Source organism: Serratia sp. YC16 (assembly GCF_009707615.1).
In the GTDB taxonomy this organism is placed as follows: Bacteria; Pseudomonadota; Gammaproteobacteria; order Enterobacterales; family Enterobacteriaceae; genus Serratia; species Serratia surfactantfaciens.
Genome location: NZ_WLYN01000001.1, coordinates 864042 through 888915 on the forward strand (window position 1 = coordinate 864042; position 24874 = coordinate 888915).

Here is a 24874-nt window from a genome sequence, read left to right on the forward strand (position 1 = left end):
TTACTCCTGATCCTGGCGATTTACGTGGGCTTCCAGACGGTTTTGCAGTGCGGAAAGCAGGGTCGCCATCACCCAGTAAATCAGCGAGGCCGCCAGATACATGGTGAACACTTCCAGCGTGCGCGAGGTGATCAGCTGCGCCTGGCGGAACAGTTCCGGCACCTGAATGGTGGCGGCCAGCGAGGTGTCCTTCACCAGACCGATAAAGCTGTTGCCGAGCGGCGGCAAGGCGGTGCGCGCCGCCTGCGGCAGGATCACCCGGCGCAGAGTTTGCCAGCGGGTCATGCCGATGCTGGCGGCGGCTTCCCACTGCCCTTTATCGATCGACGAAATCGCCGCGCGCAGCGTTTCCGAGGTGTAGGCGGCGGTATTGAGCGACAGGCCAATCAGCGCCGCCGGGAAGGGATCGAATTCGATGCCGAACTGCGGCAGACCGTAATAGATCATAAACAGCTGGGCGATCAACGGCGTGCCGCGGAACAGCGACACGTAAATGCGCGACAGCCACGACAGCGGCCACAGCGGCGAAAGGCGCATCAGCGCCAGCAGAAAACCGAGCAGCAATCCCAACGCCATCCCGCCCAGGCTGAGCTGAAGCGTCAGTATGGCGCCCTTCAATAAAAATGGCGCTGAATCCAGCGCCAGTTGAATACTTTCGTGCATTATTTAGTTACGTCCGCGCCAAACCATTTCTCGGAGATCTTCGCCATCGTGCCGTCTTTTTGCATCTCGGCGATCGCCTGATCAATCGCGGCCAGCAGCTCTGGGTTATTTTTGCGCAGCGCCACGCCGGACTCCTGACGAGAGAACGCCGGGCCGGCTACCGCCAGCGTATCACCGGTTTTCTTCACCAGATCCAGCGCCGCCAGACGATCCACCAGAATGGCGTTGATGCGGCCAACGCGCAGATCCTGATACTTGGTCGGGTCGTCGTCGTAGGTACGCACGTCCACGCCCTGCACGTTCTCGCGCAGCCACTGTTCATAGTTGGTGCCAAGACCCACGCCAACCTTCTTGCCCTTCAGGTCTTCCGGCTTGGTGATGGTGCCTTCGTTGCCTTTCTTCACCAGCGCCTGAATACCGGAAACGGTGTAAGGGGTGGAGAAGTCATATTTCTTCTTGCGCTCATCGGAGAGGGTCACCTGGTTGATGACCACGTCGATACGTTTCGAGTCCAGCGAAGCCAGCATGCCGTCCCATTTGGTCGGGTTCAGCTTGGCTTTCACGCCCAGGTGTTCCGCCAACGCGTTGGCGAAATCCACTTCGAAACCGGTCAGCTTGCCGTCTTCACCCTGGAAGCTGAACGGCGGATAGGTGCCTTCCAGCCCGACGATCAGCGTACCGCGCTGTTTCACCTGCTGCAGCAGATTGTCGGCGGCATAGGTTTGCGTCGACAAACCGGCGGCCAACGCGACACCCACTACGCCCAACAGCCATTGACGACGAACTTTCGCAAACATCATAAACACCCCTGTGTGTTATTTATCTTTTTTGATATCAGCACTTTAACAGTGCGTCCGTCCGCATAAAGGAATATAACTTTATAAATATAGTTCAAAATGGAATAACAAGCGGTATTTACACCTGCGGATGATAGGCGAACAGCGCCGGCGCACCGCCGGTGTGAACGAACAGAATAGGCCCCTCATCGCGGAAACGCCGCTGGGCGATGCCGTCGATCAAACCGGCCATCGCCTTGCCGGTGTATACCGGATCCAGCAACACGCCCTCTTGCTGCGCCAGCAACTGCACCGCCGCCATGCCTTCTTCATTCGGCATGCCGTACTGCGGCGCGAAGTAATCGTCCCACAGCGCGATCGGCGCCAGTTCGTCGATATTCAGCGAACAGGCCAGGGCCTTTTGGATCTGCTCAACCTTCGGCAGCTGATCGATCACGGTGCGCGAAACCGTCACGCCGATCAGCTCGGTTTCCGGCAACAGCTGCTGCAGCCCCACCGCCAACCCGGCGTGGGTACCGGCGCTGCCGGAGGCCACCACCACCGAGCTGAACGCCACGTTGCTGCGCTGACTCTGCTCAGCGATTTCCAATGCGCACTGCACATACCCCAGCGCGCCCAGCGCATTGGAGCCACCCACCGGCACCACGTAAGGCCGGAAGCCCTGCGCTTCAAGGCGCGTGGCCAGTTCCGCCAGCTGCTGCTGCGGATCGTGCAACGCTTCGCACATCACCACTTCGGCGTTGAACAGGCCGAGCAGCAGGCGGTTGCCGTTAGTCAGATAATTTTCTGCGCGGGTGTCGATAGGATTTTCCAACAGCGCGACGCAATGCAGGCCCAGCTTCGCCGCCACCGCCGCCGTCTGGCGCACGTGGTTGGATTGAATGGCACCGGCGGTGACCAGCGTGTCGGCGCCTTGGCGCAGGGCGTCGGCGGCCAGAAACTCAAGCTTTCTCAGCTTGTTGCCGCCCATTGCCATAGGAGTGACGTCGTCACGTTTAAGGTAAATATCGCGGCCGAGGTAATCGGAAAGACGGGACAGCTTTTCCAGCGGTGTGGCGGCGCCAACCAGGTCCAGGCGCGGGAATTGCGCCAGTTGTTGTTGCAGGTTCACTACTTCCCCCCAGGGAATCGAATATCAACATCTGATAACCGATAGATTTAGCAGATGTGAACTGAATAATCATCCTTTATCACGGGGGAAACAGCCAGCCCCGGCCCAACGGGCCGGGGTAAAGCTCAGTAGCTGCGCTGCCAGGCGAGATACTGATCGTATTTACGCAGCGCAATGCGGTAGTTGTTGTGCGCCGCGGAAGGCAGATCGTCGATGATGCGCTGATGGCTGGCGCTGTTGGCGAACTTGTCCGCCGGGTAGTTGCGCGCCACCAGCATTTCGTCCAGCCGGCGCAGCCGCACCACATACTCGCGGATGGTGCTGTGGCTCATCTCGGTCTGTTCGAACAGATACTGTTTGAACGCCATGATGTCGAAATAGCTCGGGTGGCTGTTGCAGGAGATCTCGCTGCAAAAGCGGCACAGCGCGGTCAGCTCATGCTGTACGTTCTGCCAGACCGCGTCGTCGATCGGCTGATCCATGCGCGCGATGGCTTCTTTATTGATGATCTTGCCGCGAAACACCAGCGCCATGCGGTCCAACAGTTTACCGCACTGGGAGCAATGGGTCTGGCTGTGCTTGTAATCTTTCAGGTAACGGCTGAGCGGCCGTTTTTTCAACAGTATTCCTGGCATAAGGGGCAGTCCGATTGTCGCATGAGTCTTCGAGTTGAGGGGGCGGCGAGCCGCCGTCAGGTATCGTTCGCCAGCCGCGCGCGCAGCCGTTTGATCGCCTGACTGTGCAGTTGGCTGACGCGGGATTCCCCGACGTCCAGCACGGCGCCGATCTCCTTGAGGTTCAACTCTTCCTGGTAATACAGCGTCAGCACCATTTTTTCGCGCTCCGGCAACGCCTCGATGGCGTCGATCACTCGCTGGCGCAGGCTGCCTTCCAACAGGTGATGCAGCGGGTTGGCCTCTTCATGCCCTTCCAGCATCGGTTCCGCGTTCTCGCCATGCTCCTCGCGCCATTCGTCGTAGGAGAAAAGCTGGCTGTTATTGGTGTCCAACAGAATTTGACGGTACTCATCCAGCGAGATATTCAGCGTCTGCGCCACTTCCGTCTCGCTCGCCGGACGGCCATAACGCTGTTCCAGTTGCCGCATCACCTGTGCGACCTCGCGCGCATGGCGCCGCACGCTGCGCGGCACCCAGTCGCGGCTGCGCAGCTCGTCGAGCATCGCGCCGCGAATGCGCTGCACCGCATAGGTGGTAAAGGCGGTTCCCTGTAGGGCGTCATAACGCTCAACGGCGTTCAATAACCCGATTCCCCCGGCCTGCAGCAAATCGTCGAGCTCCACGCTGGCGGGCAGCCTGACCTGCAGGCGCAACGCCTCGTGGCGCACTAACGGGACGTAGCGCAGCCAGAGAGAATTTTTGTCCATCACGCCTTCGGCGGTATACAGATCGCTCACTATGTCTTAAACCTGCGGATAAGAGAGTCAGCGCTATTATGCTTAGGGGGCGAAATGCCAATCGGCTGAACAGTCGCACAAAACAGGCTTTATTTGCGCCATGTAATAACCGCGCGGTGCGCGAACATAAAAAAACCCCGCCGAAGCGGGGTCTTTTTGCGACAGTTAATCGGGAGAGACGATTAACGCAGCAGGGACAGTACGTTCTGAGTAGACTGGTTAGCCTGTGCCAGAACAGAGGTGCCAGCCTGTTGCAGGATGTTGGCACGGCTCATGTTGGACACTTCGGTCGCGTAGTCAGCGTCCTGGATACGAGACTGAGAAGCAGCCAGGTTGTTCACGGTGCTGTTCAGGTTGTTGATAACAGAATCGAAACGGTTCTGTACCGCACCCAGGGAAGAACGCAGACCGTCAACCTGTGCCAGCGCTTTGTCCAGGGTATCCAGTGGGTTTTTGATGGTCACGTCAGCGCCGGCAGTTACTTTACCGTCGGCGGCAATGGTTGCCGCTTTGTAAGTTTTGGTGCCGTCAGTAGCGGTAGTCTGCACGTAGTTTACTGCTTTACCGTCTTTGTCTTTACCGGAAACCAGCACTTCGCCTTTCGCTGCATCCAGACCAGACTTGGCTGCGTCGTAAGTCACATCCGCATCTTTGTCATCTTTCAACACGGTGCCGTTGGCGATAGCAGTGCCAACAGATGGACCTTTGTCGGTCACGTTGAAGGTGTCCAGGCCCAGTTGCTTAGCGTCGATTTTTTTCAGATCGATATCGATGGTTTCACCGTCGTTAGCGCCAACCTGGATGGTCAGTTTCTGATCGCTGCTCAGCACTTTCACGCCGTTGAAATCAGTCTGCTCGGAGATACGGTTGATTTCAGACAGACGCTGAGTGATTTCGTCCTGGATGGATTTCAGGTCGCTGGTGGAGTTAGAACCGTTCTGCGCCTGTACGGTCAGACGACGGATGTTCTGCAGGTTGTCGTTAACTTCGTTCAGTGCGCCTTCAGTGGTCTGCGCCAGAGAGATACCGTCGTTAGCGTTACGGGAAGCCTGAGTCAGACCTTTGATGTTAGCGGTGAAACGGTTGGAGATCGCCTGACCCGCAGCGTCGTCTTTAGCGCTGTTGATACGCAGACCGGAAGACAGACGCTCAATCGCAGTGCCCAGAGAAGACTGAGATTTGTTCAGGTTGTTCTGCGCCATCAGAGACAGGCTGTTAGTGTTGATTACTTGTGCCATTGTTTGCTTTCCTTACGAGTCAGTTGCGTTCTTCGCAACACAGTTAAAAGGTTCGGGCTTGTTTGCCCACGGCGTCAACCACCGTCCCCTCAGGTATCGGCCCTCCCCCAACAACCTTTAGAATTTTTTTATTTTTTTTTACGTCTGCGGCAATGGCGGAAATAACGCGCTTTTTCCCTCTTCTATTGCGCCATCGGTTTTTTGTTTTTTTCGGTAAACTTTTTCATCACTGGGCCGATAACGCGTAAAGCGAATAAAGTCATCATCAAGGAGAATTACTCATGGCAACGATCAGTTCATTAGGTCTCGGCTCAGGACTCGACCTCAACGGCTTGCTGGACAAGCTGACCAAAGCGGAACAACAGCGCCTGACCCCTTACACTACCAAGCAATCCAGCTATAACGCCCAGTTGACCGGTTACGGCACGCTGAAAGGCGCACTGGAAAAGTTCGACAATCTCAGCAAAGAGATGGCGAAAGAGGACTTCTTTAAAGCCACCACCGCCACCGAACACGACGCCTTTAAAATCACCACCAACGCCAAGGCAGTACCGGGCAACTACGTGGTGGAAGTGAACAAACTGGCGCAGGCGCAAACCCTGACCACGCAGGCGAAAGTCAGCGACCAGGGCGCTAAGTTAGGCGCTGAAGGCGTGACGGACCGCTCATTGACCATCACCGCCGGCAACCCGCCGAAAGCCACCAAGATCCCGCTCAGCGACGATCAAACCTCGCTGCTGGAGCTGCGCGACGCCATCAACGGCGCCAAAGCCGGCGTCACCGCCAGCATCATGCGCGTCGGCGACAACGACTATCAGTTGGCGGTCAGCTCTTCCACCACCGGTGAAAACAACAAGATTTCTCTGCAGGTCGATAACGACGACAAGCTGGGCGATATCCTGAACTACAACGCCACCCGCGGCACCGGCACCGCCATGAAGCAGACGGTTGCGCCGCAGGATGCGGAGCTGACGGTGAACGGCACCGCTATCAAGCGCAGCACCAACTCGATCAGCGATGCCCTGCAGGGCGTCACCATCGATCTGAAAACCAAAACCAAAACCGATGAACCGCAACACCTGGTGATCAGCACCAACACCGCCGGCACCACCGACAAGATCAAAGAGTGGGTCGATAGCTATAACTCGCTGCTGGACACCTTTAATGCGCTGACCAAATATACCCCGGTGAAAACCGGCGAAGCGCCAAATCCAAGCAACGGCCCGCTGCTCGGCGACAACACCCTGCGCGGCGTTCAGTCTTCGATCAAAAGCGCCCTCAGCGCAGCGCAGGATAACCCTGAGTTGAAAGGCCTGGGCAACCTCGGCATCTCCACCAACACCAAAACCGGCAAGCTGGAAATCGACAGCACCAAGCTGAAAAAAGCGATGGATGAAAAACCGGATCAGGTCACCAACTTCTTCGTCGGCAACGGCAAAGACACCGGCATGGCCACCGAGATCCACAACGAGATCCAAAGCTACATCAAATCCGGCGGCATCATCGAGAACTCGACCAAGAGCATCAACACCAACCTCGATCGCCTGAACAGCCAGATCACCACGGTCACCGCCAGCATTCAGAACACTATCGATCGCTATAAGCAGCAGTTCGTTCAGTTGGATACCATGATGTCGAAAATGAACGGCACCAGTAACTATTTGGCTCAACAGTTCAAGTAACCCTTAATCAGGTAAAGAAACAACATGTATAACCGTAGCGGCACTCAGGCCTACGCACAGGTCAGTCTGGAAAGCGGCGCCATGAGCGCCAGCCCGCACCAGTTAATCGTGATGTTGTTCGACGGGGCGCTCAGCGCCCTGCTTCGTGCACGCATTTTGATGAACCAGGGCGATATCGCAGGCAAAGGCATGGCGCTGTCCAAAGCCATCAACATCATCGACAACGGCCTGAAAAGCGGCCTCGATCATCAACAGGGCGGCGAGATCGCCGAAAACCTGGCGGCGCTGTATGACTATATGAAACGCCGGCTGATGCAGGCCAACCTGCACAACGACGAAGAGGCGATCGCCGAAGTGGTCAAGCTGCTGGAAAACATCGCCGACGCCTGGCGCCAGATCGGCCCCAACTACCACCCTTCGCAGGACGCCGTGTAATGGAACGTCAACAACAGCTCTTAGCCGCTTATCAACAAATCTATGCCCTGAGCAGCCAGATGATCGCGCTGGCGCAGACCGGGCGCTGGGAAGAGCTCGTTGAGCTCGAATTCGCCTACGTGACGGCGGTGGAAAAAACCGCCGCCTTTACCGGCCAGGCCGGCCCGTCAATGGCGTTGCAGGAGATGCTGCGCAATAAGTTGCAGCAAATTCTCGACAACGAAACCGAACTAAAACGCCTGCTGCAGCAGCGCATGGATGAGCTGAAAATGCTGATCGAACAGTCCACGCGCCAAAACGTGGTCAATAATACCTACGGTCAGTTTAACGACCGTTCGCTGCTGCTGGGGGAGCCACAGGTCCGATAAGATCGACAATACCGGCGAAAATGGATTAAATAGCACTATGCGCTATTACTCTCGGGTTAGGTTAGGATATTAATCTATGGCATTTGAATTATTCAGTTTATGGGTAATTGGTAAAATGCGCGCTTTGAGCTTTGCTCTCACTTTAATGGATAAACATCATCCCGACACGGACGTTTTCTGTTCAGCAGGAAATTGATTTTTGATAGATAAAACTCGCCGCTGTGTTTCACGGCCCATGGAAAAATGTTGCTCCGACGCTGATCAAAGCGTAAAGATATTCTCAGATAATGGCTGCGAAATGAATATCGATGGAACGTACAATTAATCTCTGTCCTGGAATTGGTGCCTCAGCGCACATCATTCAGCATACTGAATTATTATTCCCCTCAGTCTATTTTGAGCAACCACATCTGTATCTGATACAACAAGGCCATAAGCGCGTGCGCTGGCAACAACAGGAAGTGGTGGCTCATCCCGGCGAGCTGTTGATTATCGACGGCGGTCAAACGGTGGACATTATTAATGGCCCATCCGAAGAAGGTGTTTTCAGCTGTCAGTTGCTGACCTGCGATCCGCTGCTGCTCAACGTCCAGCCGCCGGTAGAAGAAATGCCGCCACCGATGCCGTTCGACGCCGTCCTGACGCTGCGCAACCTGCCCTGTGCCCTGAAACACAGCTTTGAGACCACCAGCCTGGCACTGGCGCTCCGGCAGCGTTTTCCCACCCTCATCGTGCGGCACAAAATGCTGGAAATTCTGCTGTGGTTGGCCCAGTTCGGTATTCGCTTCATCCATAACGAAGCTAAGGATCTCACGCAGCGCGTGCGCCGCTGCCTGGCGACCGATCCGCACAGCATTTGGACAGCGGCCAAAGTCGCGGAAAGCCTGTCGATGAGCGAAGTGATGCTGCGTCGCAAACTGTCGATGGAAAATACCGCGTTGCGCAATCTGATGATCGACGTGCGTATGAGCAGCGCGCTGGCCCTGCTGCAGTCGACCGACTGGCCTATCTCCGCCATTGCGCAACATGTCGGCTATGAAAGCGCGTCGCGTTTCGCCGAACGTTTTCGTAAACGCTTCGGTTTTGCGCCTACCGCCATTCGCGGCCACCAGAGAATTATGGAGCCCGGTCTCCAGGGGGGCGAGGCGATAGTCGCCGGAGAAACCTAAATAGACGCGCAACAAAACGGTTTTATTTAACACAAGCCCTTAACGGTTGTAACAATGCTGAGATACGCTATGTAACGTCCACCCGCCGAACAGCGAATTAAACGATGCATAATGAAAAGCGGTTATTTTCTCTGGCAATAATGTTGTTGGGGCTGTGGCTGTTGGCACTACTGTATGAAGAAGACATGATGCGCTTACTTGCCGCACAATAAGACGACCAGGCTTTTTATCGCCTGGTCAGACTTCAATCCAGTTTGACCAAAATGCCAATTAACACGGCGAGCACCGTCAACATTAAAATACTGATCAAACGCCATCTGGATTCGCTTTTACTGCTCATTGACCCGTCTCGAATAATAACCCTACTAATAAGGTTATAATAAACGCTCGCCTGCACATTCAATAAGCCCGGCAGCACAGGTTTCATCCCTCTATTCGGTGCATTGCCCTCCCTTTCCCGCCGGTTGCGGGCACCGGTCATGGCCGATGCGACATCGACGGCGCAACAAGCGCCAATTTTCCCGGCAGCTCCGCCACCAGTTTGTCCACCGCCAGCCGCACCTTGAGCGGCTGATAAGGCATATAGGGCCACACAACGCTCACCGGAAAACTGAGGCTGGACTCGCCGCGCATGACCTCCGTCAACGTCCCCGCCATCAACCGATCGCGCACCAGCCACTCCGGCAGCCACGCAATGCCGGCACCGGCGGAAACCGCATCGACGATCCCCTGCATATCATCCATCATCATCTTGGCCGGCGGCCTGAACGACCGCAGTTCACCGTCTGCGCCGCGCAGCTGCCAGGGCAGCACGACGCCGCCGTGTAAATACCCGACGGCCTGATGCCGGCTTAACGCTTCCGGCGTCCTGGGCTCGCCGTGGAGCTGTACGTAATCGGGCGAGGCGCAGAGGATCATGCCGTGTTCCCCCAGTCGCCGGGCAACCAGACTGCCGCTGTCCGCCAGCTCACCGATGCGCACCGCCAGATCGAATCCCTCGTCGATCAGATCGATCCTGCGATCGCTGAACGACATCTCCAGCGTCAATAGCGGGTGCTCATTCGCCAGCGCCGTCAGCAAGGGCGCAATGCACAGATGGCCAAACAATACCGGCACCGAGACTCTGAGGCGGCCGCTGACCTGCATCTTGCCGCTGTCCAGCTGATTTTCCGCCGCCTGCACATTCGCCAACGCCTGCCGGCAATGTTCATAGTACAACGCCCCTTCATCCGTCAGGCTCAGGCTGCGCGTGGTGCGCATAAACAACATGACCCCGAGCCGATCCTCCAGGCGCGACACGATTTTGCTGACCGCAGAACGGGTCAGATGAAGCTTGTCTGCGGCGGCGGCGAAACTGCCGCCTTCCGCCACGGCGACAAAAGCCGGCAGTGCGCTGAGATCGCTTTTCATCTTATGTTTCCAATTTGGAATCAATAATGTGAAAACCTATCACCACTGGTGAACGATAAGCAATGATAACCTGCAGTCATTCCGGCACTCCCGGTGAAAAACCACAGATTACCGTCAGAGGACAACCACATGAAAAATATACTGGTACTCAAATCCAGCATTATGGGAAACGACTCGCAGACCAATACCCTGATTGATCATTATCTGGCGGAACGTCGAGCCAAAGGATATGACGATAAGATCGTCGAACACGACCTGGCGGCGTTGGATCTGCCGGTATTGGACGGCGAGCTGTTCAGCGCGCTGCGCGGCGCGGAAAATACCAGCCAACGCGCCAAAGTGGCGGTGGCGCTCTCCGATCGACTGATTGCCGAACTGAAAGAGAGCGATCTACTGCTGATCGGCGCGCCGATGTACAACCTCAACGTACCGACCCAGCTGAAGAACTGGTTCGATCTGGTGGCCCGCGCCCGGGTAACGTTCAACTACACCGCCACCTATCCGATTGGGCTGGTCGAGGGCGTCAATGCGCTGGTGTTCAGTTCACGCGGCGGCGTACACGTCGGTCAGCCGACCGACGCCGTGACGCCCTACCTGCGCTCGGTGCTGGGGCTGATGGGCATTAGCGACGTGCAATTCATCTATGCTGAAGGGCTGGACATGAAACCGCACGGCCACGCTCAAGGGTTGGCGAATGCTCACGAGCGGATCGCAGAGTTGACTGGCTGAGGTTGCAGCGTTGTCAAAAGGGTAAGTATCCATTGTCCATAACCAGTAACGGAGTCCATCCACACCAACGCTTAATCTCCAGCGGCATTGCACCATCAATGCCGCTAATCAGATGAAAACCGTAGAGTAAAACTCCATACCAGCAAGGTTGGCCCCATATTCAGGAAGTTAACGTCCCCATTGCATGGGATAATAAAAACCAGTCATCATGACAAGGCAGAATGATCATTTCCTCCAACACACTGCTAATGTTAAATTATTACTAAATATAGCTCCTGCATTAGGTTACCAACCAATACACGAACAGAAACTCAATCGCGCAGCGATAAAAAATGGGATTAGGACCACATCAGTAAACTTTCGCGTACTTACCCTTCATGATATTTACCACTTTCTTTTCAACAACCTCATAAAAAACAGAACCGATTAAAATAGTAAATAATATTGAAATGCAAAAAACGTAAAAACCATAAGAACTCTCAACAACCCTTGATGATAGCTTCATTATTAAAGGCAAAGAAAAAACCTGAACCAGGTAAATAGAATAAGACATATCACCAATGTATGTGACAATATTTTTACGAGAATCGACACAGATTATAGAAACGGCAACCACTATAAACGATATAATACCGATAACCAATGCGCTGAGCCAGGAAGACAATTCCGTTGGCGCATCGATTAACGCCATCACAACAATCAAGAAGACAACCGCCGGGGCAAATAAGACAGAGTTAAACTTGTTGTTTAAATTGGAAAAATTAATGATATAATACAAACCGACGCCAAAAAGAAACTCAATAGCGATCGGCTTCATCAGGCCCAGGAACACCATTAAAACAACAAGTAGAACCAGGCCGCCACTCCGTATTATTCGGTTATAGGAAAGGAGAAAAATAGCAAAAATAGCATAGAATGCCATTTCCAACTCCAGGCTCCACCCAACATAAAGCGTTGGATAGGCATACCCCATAAAATGGCTTAAAAATAACATGGATGATATATTCTGCTCACTTGAGGAAATCCCCATTCTGAATGCATCAGGATAGCAGGCCTGGGTAAATATCATTAATAGAGTAAAGAACCAATAAATCGGCACTATCCTAATCACTCTATCCTTAAAAAAAGCTATAGGCGTTTTTTTCTTTACGTTATCAATCATTGCTATAACATATCCAGATATAACAAAAAATAGATCTACACCAAACGCTCCCCAAGTGCCAATGCCAGAATAATCATTAAAGTCAAATCCATATCTATGCAGTAGCCCTACAGAGTGATACGCCACCACCATTAAAACAGCCATCGCTCTAATTATTTGTATGTTATTTATCATTATGGAATTGACCTTTTATTATAAACAAACAATAAAACAATCATATACTATAATTGATGGAGTGATGCGTCCATACTATCGTCATGATGTAGTTTAAATCATTTCTCAGTATCGGCTCGGCAATTTCAAACTATCTCTTTACTTAGCAATGCATAATGGTATAGCAGCAAAAAACATCACACAATTTGGCTAAAGGCCAGCCTTTGAACTTTAGTACTTCGGGCGTTCCCCACTCTGAAAGCTGTCAACACCTCATCAGTACGACCTAAAGCTATACGCAACTTAACCGAACAGCATGCTGCATTACTTACAAAACCTCTAACATGCTAATTTTAAAAATAAAAAAGGCCACCCAAAGGCAGCCTGAGAGGCATATATATTCGCTATTCGCCGCCGCAATGCTGTTCTGATGGGCTACTTTGGCATAGCAGCACAGTATCATTGCCACGAAAAGGGTGCAAAACAACCTTAACCCATCAGCTCATCACACCGGCATATTCATGATGTCCTGGTAGGCCGCCACCAGCTTGTTGCGCACCTGTACGCCCAATTGCAGAGATACCGACGATTTTTGCAGATCGACCATCACATCGTTCAGGCTGATGCCCGGCACGCCCAGCTCGAAATCCTGCGCCTGTTTGCGCGCCGTTTGTTGCGTCTCGCTGATCTTGCCGAGCGCGGCGGTCAGTTCGCTGGCGAAACTAACGCCCTGCGGCGCCGCACTTTGCCCCATCTTGCCGGCCTGAACCGCCATGGTCTGCATCTGCTGCAGCACCCCTTCAATGCCCTGAATCGCCATCTGACCCTCAATCATTTCGTCTCGCCGGGTGAAGTTTCACCCTGCACTTCTCCAATGATGCACACCCTAGCACAGCGTTTTCAGAGCTAAAGCGGTTAATTAACTGCAAAAAACCCGGCTTATCGGGCAATCAGAATCATCTGATAAGGCGAATAATGGCCTGCCCAGAAATGGGAGCGCCGCTATTTAGAAGATATGTGTATCAGGGAGTCTGTTTTGTCACACAACGCTAACCATACCGTTCATCAGCCTGGCAGGGAGCTGCTCAGCGGCCCGTACGGGATCGTGAGCGCCATTGAAGGACGAGACCTAAAATGAGTGCTTCGATAACCGCCGGCGAAAGCCGCGACAACGGCCTGCAGGCCATCTGGAATCGTCTGCGCGCCAACCCGAAAATTCCGTTGCTGGTCGCCGCCTCCGCCGCGATCGCGATCGTCGTCGCACTGCTGTTGTGGGTGAAAAGCCCCGACTACCGCGTGCTGTACAGCAATCTGAACGACCGCGACGGTGGTGCCATCGTCACTCAGCTGACGCAGATGAACATCCCTTACCGCTTTGCCGAAAATGGCGCGGCGCTGCTGATTCCGGCGGAAAAAGTGCATGAAACCCGTCTGCGTCTGGCGCAGCAAGGGCTGCCGAAAGGCGGCGCCGTCGGTTTCGAACTGCTGGATCAGGAAAAATTCGGCATCAGCCAGTTCAGCGAGCAGATCAACTATCAGCGCGCCCTTGAAGGCGAGCTGTCGCGCACTATCGAATCGCTGGGACCGGTGCAAAACGCCCGCGTTCACTTGGCGTTGCCTAAGCCTTCGCTGTTCGTGCGTGAACAAAAATCCCCTTCCGCCTCGGTGACGCTGACTCTGCAACCGGGCCGCGCCCTGGACGACGGCCAGATCAACGCCATCGTTTATATGGTGTCTAGCAGCGTTGCCGGCCTGCCGCCGGGCAACGTGACCGTCGTCGATCAGGCCGGACGCCTGCTGACGCAGTCCGACGGTACCGGGCGCGATCTCAACGCCTCGCAGCTGAAATACGCCAACGAAGTGGAAAACGGCTTCCAGCGCCGCATCGAAGCGATCCTGGCCCCGGTGGTCGGCAGCGCCAACGTGCGGGCTCAGGTCACGGCGCAGATCGATTTCGCCACGCGCGAACAAACCGATGAACAGTATCAGCCGAACCAGCAGCCGGACAAAGCCGCTATCCGCTCCCAGCAAACCAGCCTGAGCGAGCAGATCGGTGGGCCACAGGTCGGCGGCGTGCCGGGCGCGCTGTCCAATCAGCCGAGCGCGCCGGCCACCGCGCCGATTGAAACCGCCAAGCCGGCCACCGCGGCGGGCAACAACGCCAACGCGACCGCGCAAAACGCCGCAACCACCCGCAGCGCAGCGGCCAGCGGCGTGCCGCAAAACACCCGACGCGATGCGACGACCAACTACGAGCTTGACCGCACCATTCGCCATACCCAGCAAAAAGCCGGCACCGTGCAGCGTCTGTCGGTCGCCGTGGTGGTCAACTACCTCGGCGTAGACAAAGACGGCAAACCGCAGCCGATGAGCAAAGAGCAGCTGGCGCAGATCGAAGCGCTGGTGCGTGAAGCGATGGGCTATTCCAGCAGCCGCGGCGATACCCTGAACGTGGTCAACACACCGTTTACCGACAGCCAGGTTACCGGCGGTGAACTGCCGTTCTGGCAAAGTCAGTCGTTCATCGATCGTCTGATCGACGCCGGCCGTTATCTGCTGGTGCTGCTGGTTGCCTGGCTGCTGTGGCGCAAACTGGTGCGGCCGCAGCTGCAACAGCGCCAGGCGGCGCAACAGGCCGCCCTCGCCGCCGCCAACGCCCCTGTCACTAAAACGGTCGACAGCAACAAACCGAGCAACGAGGAGCTGGCGCAGCGTCGCAAATCGCAGCAGCGCGTCAGTGCAGAAGTCCAGAGCCAGCGGATCCGCGATCTGGCTGACAAAGACCCACGCGTGGTCGCTCTGGTAATCCGCCAATGGATGAGTAACGAGATATGAGCCTGACCGGAACCGACAAAAGCGCCATCTTGCTGATGACGCTGGGTGAAGATCGCGCGGCGGAGGTGTTCAAACACCTCTCCTCGCGCGAAGTACAGCTGCTGAGCGGCACCATGGCCGGCATGAGCCAGGTTTCACACAAACAGCTCGGCGAAATACTGACCGAGTTTGAAGACGACGCCGAGCAATACGCGGCGCTGAGCGTCAACGCCAGCGACTACCTGCGCTCGGTGCTGGTCAAGGCGCTGGGCGAAGAGCGCGCCGCCAGCCTGCTGGAAGACATTCTCGAATCGCGCGAGACCACCACCGGCATGGAAACGCTCAACTTTATGGAGCCGCAGAGCGCCGCCGATCTGATCCGCGACGAACATCCGCAGATCATCGCCACTATTTTGGTGCACCTCAAACGCGGCCAGGCGGCAGACATCCTGGCCCTGTTCGACGAACGCCTGCGCAACGACGTGATGCTGCGTATCGCCACCTTCGGCGGCGTGCAGCCGGCGGCGTTGGCGGAGCTGACCGAAGTGCTGAACAACCTGCTCGACGGTCAGAACCTCAAGCGCAGCAAAATGGGCGGGGTGCGTACCGCCGCCGAGATCATCAACCTGATGAAAACCCAGCAGGAAGAAGCGGTCATCGACGCGATGCGCGAATACGACGGCGAGCTGGCGCAGAAGATCATCGACGAGATGTTCCTGTTCGAAAACCTGGTGGAAGTCGACGATCGCAGCATCCAACGCCTGCTGCAGGAAGTGGAAGGCGAGTCGCTGCTGATCGCGTTGAAAGGCGCCGAACAGCCGCTGCGCGAGAAGTTCCTCAAGAACATGTCGCAACGCGCCGCCGACATCCTGCGCGACGATCTGGCCAACCGTGGGCCGGTGCGCATGTCGCAGGTGGAGAACGAGCAGAAAGCCATCCTGCTGGTGGTGAGACGCCTGGCGGAAACCGGCGAAATGATCATCGGCGGCGGCGAGGACACCTATGTCTGATCGCATTAACACCCTGCCCTGGCAGCCCTGGTCGCTCAACGATTTGGGCGAGCAGAAACCGGCTCTCGAGCTGCCGCCATTGCCGGATCTCGAACTTGACGATCCGTCGCCGGACGCGCAGGCCGAATTGCAACAGCAGCTGGCGACGCTACGCCTGCAGGCAGAGCAACAGGGCCAGCAGCTGGGCTATGCCGACGGCCAGCAAAAAGGGTATGAGGCCGGTTTTCAGTCCGGTCTGGAGGAAGGCCGCCAGCAGGGGCTGCTGGAAGCGCAGCAGCAGCAACAGCCGCTGACCGCTCACTGGCAGCAGTTGGTCACCGAATTCCAGCACACGCTGGATGCGCTCGACAGCGTGATCGCTTCGCGGTTGATGCAGCTGGCGCTGACCGCCGCCAAACAGGTGCTGGGCCAGCCGCCGGTGTGCGACGGCACCGCCCTGCTCGCGCAGATCCAACAGCTGATTCAGCAGGAGCCGATGTTCAACGGCAAGCCGCAGCTGCGGGTCCACCCGGACGACTACCAACGCGTCGAGCAGCAGCTGGGGGTCACCCTCAGCCTGCACGGCTGGCGCCTGCTGGCGGACGGTGAACTGCACCCGGGCGGCTGCAAGGTCAGCGCCGAAGAAGGCGATCTCGACGCCAGCCTGGCGACGCGCTGGCATGAACTGTGCCGCCTGGCGGCACCAGGAGAAGTCTGATGACCGCGCGTCTCGGCCGCTGGCTGAGCTCTCTGGATACGCTGGAAAAGCGCATCGCCCGCGCGCCGACGGTGCGCCGTTACGGCCGCCTGACCCGCGCCACCGGGCTGGTGCTCGAGGCCACCGGGCTGCAGCTGCCGCTCGGCGCGACCTGCCTCATCGAACGGCACGACGCCGGTGAGGTGCAGGAAGTGGAAAGCGAAGTGGTCGGCTTCAACGGCCAGCGGCTGTTCCTGATGCCGTTGGAAGAAGTGGAAGGCATCGTGCCGGGCGCGCGGGTTTACGCCCGCATCGCGCCGGAAGGCCAAAGCGCCGGCAAACAGCTGCCGCTCGGCCCGGCGCTGCTGGGCCGCGTGCTCGACGGCAGCGCCAAACCGCTCGACGGCCTGCCCTCCCCGGAAACCGGTTACCGCGCGCCGCTGATCACCGCGCCGTTCAACCCCTTGCAGCGCACGCCGATCGAGCAGGTGCTGGACGTGGGGGTGCGCACCATCAACGGCCTGCTGACCGTCGGGCGCGGCCAGCGCATGGGCCTGTTCGCCGGCTCCGGCGTCGGTAAGAGCGTGCTGCTCGGCATGATGGCCCGTTATACCCAGGCGGATGTGATCGTCGTTGGCCTGATCGGCGAACGTGGCCGCGAGGTGAAAGACTTTATCGAGAACATTCTCGGTGCCGAAGGCCGCGCGCGCTCGGTAGTGATCGCCGCTCCGGCGGACGTGTCGCCGCTGCTGCGCATGCAGGGAGCGGCCTACGCCACCCGCATCGCCGAAGATTTCCGCGATCGCGGGCAGCACGTGCTGCTGATCATGGACTCCCTCACCCGCTACGCCATGGCGCAGCGTGAGATCGCCCTGGCCATCGGCGAGCCGCCGGCGACCAAAGGCTATCCGCCTTCGGTCTTCGCCAAGCTGCCCGCCCTGGTGGAGCGCGCAGGCAACGGCATCAGTGGCGGTGGCTCCATCACCGCCTTCTATACCGTATTGACCGAAGGGGACGATCAGCAGGACCCGATCGCCGACTCGGCCCGCGCCATACTCGACGGCCATGTGGTGCTGTCGCGCCGCCTGGCGGAGGCCGGCCACTACCCGGCGATCGACATCGAAGCGTCGATCAGCCGCGCCATGACGTCGCTGATCGACGAAGAGCATTATCGCCGGGTTCGCACCTTTAAACAGATGCTGGCCAGCTATCAACGCAACCGCGATCTGATCAGCGTCGGCGCCTACGCAGCAGGCAGCGATCCGTTGCTGGACAAAGCGATGACGCTGTATCCGCAGATGGAAGCCTACCTGCAACAGGGCATCTTTGAACGCAGCGGCTATGATGAAGCCTGTCAACAGCTGCAGCAGTTGATTGTTTAACGTCACAGAGGCGCAGAGCGATGAAATCACAGTCACCCCTGATTACCCTACGCGATCTGGCGCAGGATGCGGTGGAACAAGCCGCGCAACAGCTGGGCCAGGTACGGCAGGCGCAGCAGGCGGCGGAGCAACAGCTGTCGATGCTGCTCAACTATCAGGACGAATACCGCCAGAAGCTGAATCATACGCTCTGCGACGGCATGGACAGCTCACGCTGGCAAAACTACCAGCAGTTTATCGGCACGCTGGAGCAGGCCATCGACCAGCACCGCCAGCAGCTGCTGCAGTGGGGGCAGAAAGTGGATCACGCGGTGAAGCAATGGCAAGACAAACAACAGCGGCTGAACGCTTTCGAAACCCTGCATACCCGCGCAATGAATGCGGAGCAACAGCAGGAGAACAAACGGGATCAAAAATTGATGGATGAATTCGCTCAACGCAGCGCACAAAGGAATATCAACCCATGAATCTGAACGCCCTGCCCGGCCTGGCCTTACCCGGCGACGCCGGCGGTCTGACCGAACTGACCTCGGCGCTGGACGAAAGCCAGCTGTCGTCCGCTTTTGCCCAGTTGCTCGGCGCGCGTTTCGCGCCCGCCGCCGATGGCAAACCTCAGCCGGCCACGCTGAGCGCGGACGATGAACGTGCCCCGGCCCTGAGCCGCAACCAGCTCAATCAACTGCTGGCCACCTTCGGCGAGCGCGGCGGTCTGTTGCCGAACCTGTCAACCTCAGCCGACGCGCCTTCACCTGAAGCCGTTGAAAGCGATGCGCCCGCCGCCGGCGATAAACCGGCGCAGACGCCGATCGTCGCCGCCAAAGAGCTGGATGCCGCGACGCTGCAGGCGCTGTACGCCATGCTGCCGGCCGCGATCGTCGCCCAGGTGCAACCGGCCGAAGGCCAACAGTCGCTGCCGATGGAAAACGCTGACGAGGCCACTGCGCTGCAGCCGGGCAACGGCCTGCTGAACATCGCGGCGGCCGGTGATAAAACCCCTGCTCGTTCAGCGGCGCCAGCCGCCCCGACGGTGACCAGCGTTAAAACACCGGCCACCGACGGCGATAACGCTACGGCGGCGCTCACGCAGCCGGCTACCGGCGAACGTGCAAGCACCGCGCAACCGCTGCCGGCGAGCGATGCGCAGCAGCCGCCGACGCTCAATCACGCCGTCGCCCTGGCCACCGCCAGCCCGACGCAAACGGCCGCCCCGGCCAGCGCACTGGTGACTGCACCGCCTACGCCGCAGCTCAACGCGCAGCTGGGCAGCCCGGAATGGCAGCAGGCGTTGAACCAACAGGTGCTGATGTTCCACCGCAACGGCCAGCAGAGCGCCGAGCTGCGCCTGCACCCGCAGGAACTGGGCGCTTTGCAGATCACGCTGAAACTGGACGACCAGCAGGCGCAGCTGCACATCGCCTCTGCGCACGGCCAGGTGCGTGCGGCGGTGGAAGCGGCGATGCCGCAGCTGCGCCACGCGCTGGCGGAGAGCGGTATCAACCTGGGGCAGAGCAGCGTGGGCGGCGAATCCACGCCGCACTGGCAACAGGCGCAACAGCAGGCTTCCAACGGCCAGGGGCGTTCCAGCTATGCTGAACATCATGGCGGCGAGGCGGCAGCAGCCGACAACGTCAGCGCGCCGGTGGCGCTGCAGCGCATGGCCAGTGCGGTCAACGGCGTCGATATTTTCGCCTGAGCCGCCGCAAACGCCCAAGCTGGCACCCATTTGCGCGTTTATTCAGGCTATTGCACGCCGCAATAGACGCGATAATACCTTTACATGTCATGCGTGCGGCTTTGCTGCGCGCTATGCTCGCCGCCTCGCAGGCCGCGGGTGGAACAACAGGAATTAGATTTGGCTATGTCTCAGAACTCCCTTCCGGCAGCACCGAAACGCCCCCTTCTGGTCATCCTGCTGGTGTTGATCAGCGTCGTCGCCTGTGGCGCCGCGGGTTACAGCTGGTGGCTGCTGCAACAGCATAAAAACGGCGCCGAACCGGCCGCCGTCAAAGAACAACCGCCGGCGGCGCCGGTGTTCATGCCGCTCGACACCTTTACCGTCAATCTGATGACGCCGGACAACAACCCGGATCGCGTGCTGTACATCGGTCTCACGCTGCGTCTGCCGGACGAAAGTACCCGCCGTCAGCTGAACGATTTTCTGCCGGAAGTGCGCAGCCGTCTGCTGATGCTGCTTTCCCGCCAGGAAGCGAGCCAGCTGGCCAATGAACAAGGGAAGCAACAGTTGGTGGCGCAGATTAAGGATGTGCTCAGCCCGCCGCTGGTTAAGGGACAACCGAAGCAGGTGGTCAGCGACGTGCTGTTCACCGCCTTCATACTGCGGTAATCACTATGGGCGATAGCATTCTTTCACAGGCAGAGATCGACGCCTTGCTCAACGGCGACAGCGCGGGTGACGAACCCGAAGCGGTGGTCGGCAAAGAGAGCGAGGTCAAGCCTTACGATCCGAACACCCAGCGCCGCGTGGTGCGCGAGCGTCTGCACGCGCTGGAAATCATCAACGAACGTTTTGCCCGGCAGTTCCGCATGGGGTTGTTCAACCTGCTGCGCCGCAGCCCGGACATCACCGTCGGCCCGATCAAAATCCAGCCGTATCACGAGTTCGCCCGTAACCTGCCGGTGCCGACCAACCTGAACCTGGTGCATCTGAACCCGCTGCGCGGCACCGCCCTGTTCGTGTTCGCGCCGAGCCTGGTGTTCATCGCCGTCGACAACCTGTTCGGCGGCGACGGCCGCTTCCCGACCAAGGTCGAAGGCCGCGAGTTCACCCCGACCGAACAGCGGGTGATCAAGCGCATGCTGCGCCTGGCGCTGGACGCCTACGGCGACGCCTGGAGCGCCATTTACAAGATCGACGTGGAATACGTGCGCGCCGAAATGCAGGTGAAGTTCACCAACATCACCACCTCGCCGAACGACATCGTGGTCACCACGCCGTTCCAGGTGGAGATCGGCGCGCTGACCGGCGAATTCAACATCTGCATTCCCTTCGCGATGATCGAACCGCTGCGCGAGCTGCTGACCAACCCGCCGCTGGAAAACTCGCGGCAGGAAGACAGCCACTGGCGCGAAACGCTGGTGAAGCAGGTGCAGCACTCCGAACTGGAGCTGATCGCCAACTTCGTCGATATCCCGATGCGGCTATCGAAAGTCCTGAAGCTGCAACCGGGCGATGTACTACCGATAGACAAGCCGGAACGCCTGATCGCCCATGTGGACGGCGTACCGGTTCTGACCAGCCAATACGGCACGTTGAACGGGCAATACGCCCTACGTGTTGAACATTTGATTAACCCTATTTTGAATGCTCTGAGTGAGGAACAGCCCAATGAGTGATCCTAAGCAACCGTCTGGCGAAGGAAAGGAATCCGTGGACGATCTGTGGGCTGATGCGTTTAACGAGCAGCAGTCCTCAGAGAAATCCGGCGCGAGCACCGAAGGGGTGTTCAAGTCGCTGGAGGCTCAGGATGCGCTCGGCAGCCTGCAGGATATCGACCTGATCCTGGATATTCCGGTCAAGCTGACCGTGGAACTGGGGCGCACCAAGATGACTATCAAAGAGTTGCTGCGCCTGTCGCAGGGCTCGGTGGTGGCGCTGGACGGCCTGGCCGGCGAACCGCTGGACATCCTGATCAACGGTTACCTGATCGCACAAGGTGAAGTGGTGGTGGTGGCCGACAAGTTCGGCGTGCGCATCACCGACATCATCACCCCGTCCGAACGCATGCGTCGACTGAGCCGCTGATGACCGCCGCCGCGCCCGTTACCGTGCAAAGCACCCAACAACCCGCCGCGCCGGCCCTGCCGGCCGGTTCGGTGTTGATGCAGGTCAGCAGCGCGCTCGGCGGCATTCTGCTGCTGATCCTGCTGGCCGGTTGGCTGTTCCGTCGGCTGGGGTTCGCCCCGCAGGCGCGCAACAACAAACTGCTCAACCTGCGCGCCAGTTGCCAGGTCGGGCAGCGCGAGCGCGTGGTGGTGGTGGAAGTCGACGACACCCTGCTGGTCTTGGGCGTCACCGCCCAGCAGATCACCCCGCTGCACACCCTGCCCGCCCCGCCGAAAGACGAAGGCGAGACCAACGCGGCAACACCGGCGGACTTCCGCCAACTGATGCAAAAAGTTCTGAAACGCCCGGAAAAATCGGCATGACCTCGACTCTTCATACCCTCGTCCGCCGTCCGGCGGTTTGGCTCCCTGCCGCCCTGCTGCTGATCAGCCCGGCGGCTTTTGCACAACTGCCGGGGCTGATCAGCCAGCCGCTGGCCAACGGCGGCCAAAGCTGGTCGCTGCCGGTGCAGACGCTGGTGCTGTTGACCTCGCTGACCTTCTTGCCCGCCATGTTGCTGATGATGACCAGCTTCACCCGCATCATCATCGTGCTCGGGCTGCTGCGCAATGCGCTGGGCACGCCGTCGGCGCCGCCGAACCAGGTGATGCTGGGGCTGGCGCTGTTCCTGACCTTCTTCATCATGTCGCCGGTGTTCGACAAGGTCTATCAGGACGCCTACCTGCCGTTCAGCCAGGACAAGATCGGACTGGAGGTCGCGCTGGATAAAGGCGCGCAGCCGCTGCGCGAATTCATGCTGCGCCAAACGCGCGAAACCGATCTCGCGCTGTACGCCAGGCTGGCCAATCAGCCGCCGCTGGCCGGCCCGGAAGCGGTGCCGATGCGCATCTTGCTGCCCGCCTACGTCACCAGCGAACTGAAAACCGCCTTCCAGATCGGCTTTACGGTGTTTATTCCGTTCCTGATTATCGATCTGGTGGTCGCCAGCGTATTGATGGCGCTGGGGATGATGATGGTGCCGCCGGCGACCATCTCGCTACCGTTCAAGCTGATGCTGTTCGTGCTGGTCGATGGCTGGCAGCTGCTGCTCGGCTCGCTGGCGCAGAGCTTCTATTCGTAACCCCCGACCGGAGAAAGCGAGATGACACCTGAATCGGTTATGGCGCTCGGCACCGAGGCGATGAAAGTGGCGCTGGCGCTGGCCGCCCCGCTGCTGCTGGCGGCGCTCATCAGCGGCCTGGTAGTCAGCCTGCTGCAGGCCGCCACCCAGATCAACGAAATGACGCTGTCGTTCATCCCCAAAATTCTGGCGGTGGTGGCCACCATCATCATCGCCGGCCCCTGGATGCTGAACCTGTTGCTGGACTACATGCGCACCCTGTTCAGCAACCTGCCTACCCTGATCGGCTGACCGTGCTCACTTTCGACAGCGCCCAGCTCACCGTCTGGCTCAGCCACTATTTTTGGCCGCTGCTGCGCATTCTGGCACTGATCAGCACCGCGCCGATATTCAGCGAAAAGCAAATCAGCAAAAAGGTCAAAATCGGCCTTGGCGGGCTGATCGTCATCCTGATCGCGCCGACGCTGCCCGCCAGCAATATTCCGATCTTCTCCGCTGCCGGCCTGTGGCTGGCGATTCAACAGATTCTGATCGGCGTGGCGCTGGGGTTGACCATGCAGTTCGCCTTCGCGGCGGTGCGCCTGGCGGGCGAAGTGATCGGCATGCAGATGGGCCTGTCGTTCGCCACCTTCTTCGATCCCAGCGGCGGCCCGAACATGCCGGTGCTGGCGCGCCTGCTCAATCTGCTGGCGATGCTGCTGTTCCTCAGCTTCAACGGCCATCTGTGGCTGATTTCGCTGCTGGCTGACAGCTTCCACACCCTGCCTATCCAAACGCAGCCGCTGAACGGCAACGGCTTCCTGGTGCTGACCCAGGTCGGTTCGCTGATCTTCATCAATGGCATGATGCTGGCGCTGCCGCTGATCTGCCTGCTGTTAACGCTGAACATGGCGCTCGGGCTGCTCAACCGCATGACGCCACAGCTGTCGGTGTTCGTGATCGGCTTCCCGGTCACCATGACCTTCGGCATCATGACGCTGGGCATGATGATGCCGATGCTGGCGCCATTCTGCGAGCACCTGTTCGGTGAGATATTCGATCGTCTGGCGGCGGTGATCGGCGGCATGACCTTCTGAATCCACCTCCTCCTTCCTTCCCCCCTTTTGCCTGAGACAAAATGGCAATAAAACCGTTTTATTGGGACAAAAGCCTGAGAAACGCCTTTTATCCGGATTAAGGTTCAAATGTCTCCGGCGGCTTGAATAAATAAAACCCCGACCTAGAATAGACCCGGCAACAAGAAAACATCGCCTCCCCGTTAGCCATCGGCGGCGATAAAAACGCTTACTCCTCAGCGAAAATAAAAAATAACGCAGTCACGCAGAGTTAAATGCGCGACAGATAACTTACACCCTGAATAAATGCGTCCGGCAGCCTGCCGGCTGCAGGGCGCAGCACCGACCTTTGCTAACCACAGGAGCGAGATTATGATTAAAGCGAAAAGCAACCGCAAGGCACGCCGATTATTCGGTTTGACCCACTGGAAAAGCAACAAGTTTAGAGTATCCTTCACCGAGACCAGCGATGGCGGAAAATGGAAAGTGGTGAAGAAAAAGAAATAATCACGCAGGACCTGTAGAAAAAATTCCGGGTTGCGCCCCTATCCGGCTTCTGCAACGTCATTCGACGCGGCGCCGCATCGGCAGCCCGGGACCCACACTCATCACTCGCCGGCAAACCGTGCCGGTGTACTTTATTCTTAGGAAGGGAATAACGCGCCACATCACCCTGGCTGC

The 24874-nt window shown here is 58.1% G+C and carries 28 protein-coding genes; 19 read left to right on the forward strand and 9 right to left on the reverse strand.

The window, feature by feature from the left end:
- The 6 genes from tcyL to GKN89_RS04030 all read right to left on the reverse strand — a co-directional run bounded on the left by tcyL (position 1) and on the right by GKN89_RS04030 (position 5223).
- Positions 1 to 663 (reverse strand): cystine ABC transporter permease, encoded by a 663-nt coding sequence (gene tcyL / locus GKN89_RS04005; RefSeq protein WP_025303237.1) that lies wholly within the window; start codon positions 661 to 663, stop codon positions 1 to 3.
- Complete coding sequence (tcyJ, locus tag GKN89_RS04010) at positions 663 to 1463, reverse strand: cystine ABC transporter substrate-binding protein (RefSeq protein ID WP_154746384.1); 801 nt, start codon at positions 1461 to 1463, stop codon at positions 663 to 665. Before tcyJ ends, tcyL begins: the two co-directional genes overlap by 1 nt.
- A 115-nt stretch (positions 1464 to 1578) precedes the next feature.
- Positions 1579 to 2571, reverse strand: a complete 993-nt coding sequence (locus GKN89_RS04015) for a D-cysteine desulfhydrase (RefSeq protein WP_198636602.1) — start codon at positions 2569 to 2571, stop codon at positions 1579 to 1581.
- Between the two features lie 125 nt (positions 2572 to 2696).
- The gene (gene fliZ, locus GKN89_RS04020) at positions 2697 to 3206 is read right to left on the reverse strand and encodes a flagella biosynthesis regulatory protein FliZ (protein WP_074053940.1); all 510 of its coding nucleotides are present in this window, start codon (positions 3204 to 3206) and stop codon (positions 2697 to 2699) included.
- Positions 3207 to 3262: 56 nt separating this feature from the next.
- Positions 3263 to 3985 carry an RNA polymerase sigma factor FliA gene (locus GKN89_RS04025; protein ID WP_004934752.1) on the reverse strand — a complete coding sequence of 241 codons (723 nt, stop codon included), beginning with the start codon at positions 3983 to 3985 and terminating at the stop codon, positions 3263 to 3265.
- 182 nt (positions 3986 to 4167) lie between these two features.
- Positions 4168 to 5223, reverse strand: a complete 1056-nt coding sequence (locus tag GKN89_RS04030) for a flagellin FliC (protein ID WP_049188410.1) — start codon at positions 5221 to 5223, stop codon at positions 4168 to 4170.
- 281 nt (positions 5224 to 5504) lie between these two features.
- Between GKN89_RS04030 and fliD the strand changes: the two genes are divergently transcribed.
- From fliD to GKN89_RS04050, 4 genes are all read left to right on the forward strand, one after another.
- Entirely contained in the window at positions 5505 to 6905 is a 1401-nt protein-coding gene (gene fliD, locus GKN89_RS04035; protein WP_154746385.1) for a flagellar filament capping protein FliD, read from the forward strand.
- A gap of 24 nt (positions 6906 to 6929) precedes the next feature.
- The gene (gene fliS / locus GKN89_RS04040) at positions 6930 to 7340 is read left to right on the forward strand and encodes a flagellar export chaperone FliS (protein ID WP_019452932.1); all 411 of its coding nucleotides are present in this window, start codon (positions 6930 to 6932) and stop codon (positions 7338 to 7340) included.
- Positions 7340 to 7708: a flagella biosynthesis regulatory protein FliT gene (gene fliT / locus GKN89_RS04045; protein ID WP_019452933.1), complete on the forward strand. Its 369-nt coding sequence runs from the start codon at positions 7340 to 7342 to the stop codon at positions 7706 to 7708. The genes fliS and fliT overlap by 1 nt, the downstream gene beginning before the upstream one ends.
- A 308-nt stretch (positions 7709 to 8016) precedes the next feature.
- On the forward strand, positions 8017 to 8877 hold the full coding sequence (locus GKN89_RS04050; protein ID WP_025159835.1) for a helix-turn-helix transcriptional regulator: 861 nt from the start codon (positions 8017 to 8019) through the stop codon (positions 8875 to 8877).
- Between the two features lie 477 nt (positions 8878 to 9354).
- Here the strand turns inward: GKN89_RS04050 and GKN89_RS04055 are convergent, their stop codons facing one another.
- Positions 9355 to 10287 carry a LysR family transcriptional regulator gene (locus GKN89_RS04055; RefSeq protein WP_154746386.1) on the reverse strand — a complete coding sequence of 311 codons (933 nt, stop codon included), beginning with the start codon at positions 10285 to 10287 and terminating at the stop codon, positions 9355 to 9357.
- Positions 10288 to 10416: 129 nt separating this feature from the next.
- Between GKN89_RS04055 and GKN89_RS04060 the strand changes: the two genes are divergently transcribed.
- Positions 10417 to 11016 carry an FMN-dependent NADH-azoreductase gene (locus GKN89_RS04060; protein WP_154746387.1) on the forward strand — a complete coding sequence of 200 codons (600 nt, stop codon included), beginning with the start codon at positions 10417 to 10419 and terminating at the stop codon, positions 11014 to 11016.
- Between the two features lie 349 nt (positions 11017 to 11365).
- Here GKN89_RS04060 and GKN89_RS04065 read toward each other — a convergent pair whose 3' ends face one another.
- Together GKN89_RS04065 and fliE are read right to left on the reverse strand one after the other, a co-directional pair.
- Positions 11366 to 12352, reverse strand: coding sequence for an acyltransferase (locus GKN89_RS04065; RefSeq protein ID WP_154746388.1), 987 nt, complete (start codon positions 12350 to 12352; stop codon positions 11366 to 11368).
- 484 nt (positions 12353 to 12836) lie between these two features.
- Complete coding sequence (gene fliE, locus GKN89_RS04070; RefSeq protein WP_154746658.1) at positions 12837 to 13151, reverse strand: flagellar hook-basal body complex protein FliE; 315 nt, start codon at positions 13149 to 13151, stop codon at positions 12837 to 12839.
- A gap of 314 nt (positions 13152 to 13465) precedes the next feature.
- On the opposite strand from fliE, the gene fliF reads away from it, so the two are divergent.
- The 14 genes from fliF (at position 13466) to sra (ending at position 24700) form a co-directional block, all read left to right on the forward strand.
- Positions 13466 to 15166 carry a flagellar basal-body MS-ring/collar protein FliF gene (gene fliF / locus GKN89_RS04075; RefSeq protein WP_019452939.1) on the forward strand — a complete coding sequence of 567 codons (1701 nt, stop codon included), beginning with the start codon at positions 13466 to 13468 and terminating at the stop codon, positions 15164 to 15166.
- Positions 15163 to 16155: a flagellar motor switch protein FliG gene (fliG, locus tag GKN89_RS04080; RefSeq protein ID WP_004934775.1), complete on the forward strand. Its 993-nt coding sequence runs from the start codon at positions 15163 to 15165 to the stop codon at positions 16153 to 16155. The genes fliF and fliG overlap by 4 nt, the downstream gene beginning before the upstream one ends.
- Positions 16148 to 16852: a flagellar assembly protein FliH gene (fliH, locus tag GKN89_RS04085; RefSeq protein ID WP_063918542.1), complete on the forward strand. Its 705-nt coding sequence runs from the start codon at positions 16148 to 16150 to the stop codon at positions 16850 to 16852. The genes fliG and fliH overlap by 8 nt, the downstream gene beginning before the upstream one ends.
- Positions 16852 to 18213, forward strand: a complete 1362-nt coding sequence (gene fliI / locus GKN89_RS04090; RefSeq protein ID WP_004934781.1) for a flagellar protein export ATPase FliI — start codon at positions 16852 to 16854, stop codon at positions 18211 to 18213. Before fliH ends, fliI begins: the two co-directional genes overlap by 1 nt.
- A gap of 20 nt (positions 18214 to 18233) precedes the next feature.
- A complete protein-coding gene (fliJ, locus tag GKN89_RS04095) occupies positions 18234 to 18680 on the forward strand; it encodes a flagellar export protein FliJ (protein WP_004934783.1) in 447 nt (148 codons plus the stop codon).
- A complete protein-coding gene (locus tag GKN89_RS04100; RefSeq protein WP_154746389.1) occupies positions 18677 to 19906 on the forward strand; it encodes a flagellar hook-length control protein FliK in 1230 nt (409 codons plus the stop codon). Before fliJ ends, GKN89_RS04100 begins: the two co-directional genes overlap by 4 nt.
- Before the next feature lie 165 nt (positions 19907 to 20071).
- Positions 20072 to 20557 (forward strand): flagellar basal body-associated protein FliL, encoded by a 486-nt coding sequence (fliL, locus tag GKN89_RS04105; RefSeq protein ID WP_154746390.1) that lies wholly within the window; start codon positions 20072 to 20074, stop codon positions 20555 to 20557.
- 5 nt (positions 20558 to 20562) lie between these two features.
- Entirely contained in the window at positions 20563 to 21567 is a 1005-nt protein-coding gene (gene fliM, locus GKN89_RS04110; protein ID WP_004934798.1) for a flagellar motor switch protein FliM, read from the forward strand.
- Positions 21560 to 21976 carry a flagellar motor switch protein FliN gene (fliN, locus tag GKN89_RS04115; protein ID WP_004934799.1) on the forward strand — a complete coding sequence of 139 codons (417 nt, stop codon included), beginning with the start codon at positions 21560 to 21562 and terminating at the stop codon, positions 21974 to 21976. Before fliM ends, fliN begins: the two co-directional genes overlap by 8 nt.
- The gene (fliO, locus tag GKN89_RS04120; protein WP_019452944.1) at positions 21976 to 22380 is read left to right on the forward strand and encodes a flagellar biosynthetic protein FliO; all 405 of its coding nucleotides are present in this window, start codon (positions 21976 to 21978) and stop codon (positions 22378 to 22380) included. Before fliN ends, fliO begins: the two co-directional genes overlap by 1 nt.
- Positions 22377 to 23138 carry a flagellar type III secretion system pore protein FliP gene (gene fliP, locus GKN89_RS04125; protein WP_004934802.1) on the forward strand — a complete coding sequence of 254 codons (762 nt, stop codon included), beginning with the start codon at positions 22377 to 22379 and terminating at the stop codon, positions 23136 to 23138. The genes fliO and fliP overlap by 4 nt, the downstream gene beginning before the upstream one ends.
- A gap of 21 nt (positions 23139 to 23159) precedes the next feature.
- Positions 23160 to 23429 carry a flagellar biosynthesis protein FliQ gene (gene fliQ, locus GKN89_RS04130; protein ID WP_004934803.1) on the forward strand — a complete coding sequence of 90 codons (270 nt, stop codon included), beginning with the start codon at positions 23160 to 23162 and terminating at the stop codon, positions 23427 to 23429.
- Between the two features lie 2 nt (positions 23430 to 23431).
- A complete protein-coding gene (gene fliR / locus GKN89_RS04135) occupies positions 23432 to 24214 on the forward strand; it encodes a flagellar biosynthetic protein FliR (protein ID WP_019452945.1) in 783 nt (260 codons plus the stop codon).
- A gap of 351 nt (positions 24215 to 24565) precedes the next feature.
- Positions 24566 to 24700, forward strand: coding sequence for a stationary-phase-induced ribosome-associated protein (gene sra / locus GKN89_RS24290; protein ID WP_013813483.1), 135 nt, complete (start codon positions 24566 to 24568; stop codon positions 24698 to 24700).
- Positions 24701 to 24874 lie beyond the last annotated feature (174 nt).

What these genes read in the sequence shown, in the direction of transcription:
- tcyL (WP_025303237.1), bottom strand. Translation starts at nt 663, where the DNA reads ATGCACGAAAGTATTCAACTGGCGCTGGATTCAGCGCCATTTTTATTG.
- tcyJ (WP_154746384.1), bottom strand. Translation starts at nt 1,463, where the DNA reads ATGATGTTTGCGAAAGTTCGTCGTCAATGGCTGTTGGGCGTAGTGGGT.
- fliZ (WP_074053940.1), bottom strand. Translation starts at nt 3,206, where the DNA reads ATGCCAGGAATACTGTTGAAAAAACGGCCGCTCAGCCGTTACCTGAAA.
- GKN89_RS04030 (WP_049188410.1), bottom strand. Translation starts at nt 5,223, where the DNA reads ATGGCACAAGTAATCAACACTAACAGCCTGTCTCTGATGGCGCAGAAC.
- fliD (WP_154746385.1), top strand. Translation starts at nt 5,505, where the DNA reads ATGGCAACGATCAGTTCATTAGGTCTCGGCTCAGGACTCGACCTCAAC.
- fliS (WP_019452932.1), top strand. Translation starts at nt 6,930, where the DNA reads ATGTATAACCGTAGCGGCACTCAGGCCTACGCACAGGTCAGTCTGGAA.
- fliT (WP_019452933.1), top strand. Translation starts at nt 7,340, where the DNA reads ATGGAACGTCAACAACAGCTCTTAGCCGCTTATCAACAAATCTATGCC.
- GKN89_RS04050 (WP_025159835.1), top strand. Translation starts at nt 8,017, where the DNA reads ATGGAACGTACAATTAATCTCTGTCCTGGAATTGGTGCCTCAGCGCAC.
- GKN89_RS04055 (WP_154746386.1), bottom strand. Translation starts at nt 10,287, where the DNA reads ATGAAAAGCGATCTCAGCGCACTGCCGGCTTTTGTCGCCGTGGCGGAA.
- GKN89_RS04060 (WP_154746387.1), top strand. Translation starts at nt 10,417, where the DNA reads ATGAAAAATATACTGGTACTCAAATCCAGCATTATGGGAAACGACTCG.
- GKN89_RS04065 (WP_154746388.1), bottom strand. Translation starts at nt 12,352, where the DNA reads ATGATAAATAACATACAAATAATTAGAGCGATGGCTGTTTTAATGGTG.
- fliE (WP_154746658.1), bottom strand. Translation starts at nt 13,151, where the DNA reads ATGGCGATTCAGGGCATTGAAGGGGTGCTGCAGCAGATGCAGACCATG.
- fliF (WP_019452939.1), top strand. Translation starts at nt 13,466, where the DNA reads ATGAGTGCTTCGATAACCGCCGGCGAAAGCCGCGACAACGGCCTGCAG.
- fliG (WP_004934775.1), top strand. Translation starts at nt 15,163, where the DNA reads ATGAGCCTGACCGGAACCGACAAAAGCGCCATCTTGCTGATGACGCTG.
- fliH (WP_063918542.1), top strand. Translation starts at nt 16,148, where the DNA reads ATGTCTGATCGCATTAACACCCTGCCCTGGCAGCCCTGGTCGCTCAAC.
- fliI (WP_004934781.1), top strand. Translation starts at nt 16,852, where the DNA reads ATGACCGCGCGTCTCGGCCGCTGGCTGAGCTCTCTGGATACGCTGGAA.
- fliJ (WP_004934783.1), top strand. Translation starts at nt 18,234, where the DNA reads ATGAAATCACAGTCACCCCTGATTACCCTACGCGATCTGGCGCAGGAT.
- GKN89_RS04100 (WP_154746389.1), top strand. Translation starts at nt 18,677, where the DNA reads ATGAATCTGAACGCCCTGCCCGGCCTGGCCTTACCCGGCGACGCCGGC.
- fliL (WP_154746390.1), top strand. Translation starts at nt 20,072, where the DNA reads ATGTCTCAGAACTCCCTTCCGGCAGCACCGAAACGCCCCCTTCTGGTC.
- fliM (WP_004934798.1), top strand. Translation starts at nt 20,563, where the DNA reads ATGGGCGATAGCATTCTTTCACAGGCAGAGATCGACGCCTTGCTCAAC.
- fliN (WP_004934799.1), top strand. Translation starts at nt 21,560, where the DNA reads ATGAGTGATCCTAAGCAACCGTCTGGCGAAGGAAAGGAATCCGTGGAC.
- fliO (WP_019452944.1), top strand. Translation starts at nt 21,976, where the DNA reads ATGACCGCCGCCGCGCCCGTTACCGTGCAAAGCACCCAACAACCCGCC.
- fliP (WP_004934802.1), top strand. Translation starts at nt 22,377, where the DNA reads ATGACCTCGACTCTTCATACCCTCGTCCGCCGTCCGGCGGTTTGGCTC.
- fliQ (WP_004934803.1), top strand. Translation starts at nt 23,160, where the DNA reads ATGACACCTGAATCGGTTATGGCGCTCGGCACCGAGGCGATGAAAGTG.
- sra (WP_013813483.1), top strand. Translation starts at nt 24,566, where the DNA reads ATGATTAAAGCGAAAAGCAACCGCAAGGCACGCCGATTATTCGGTTTG.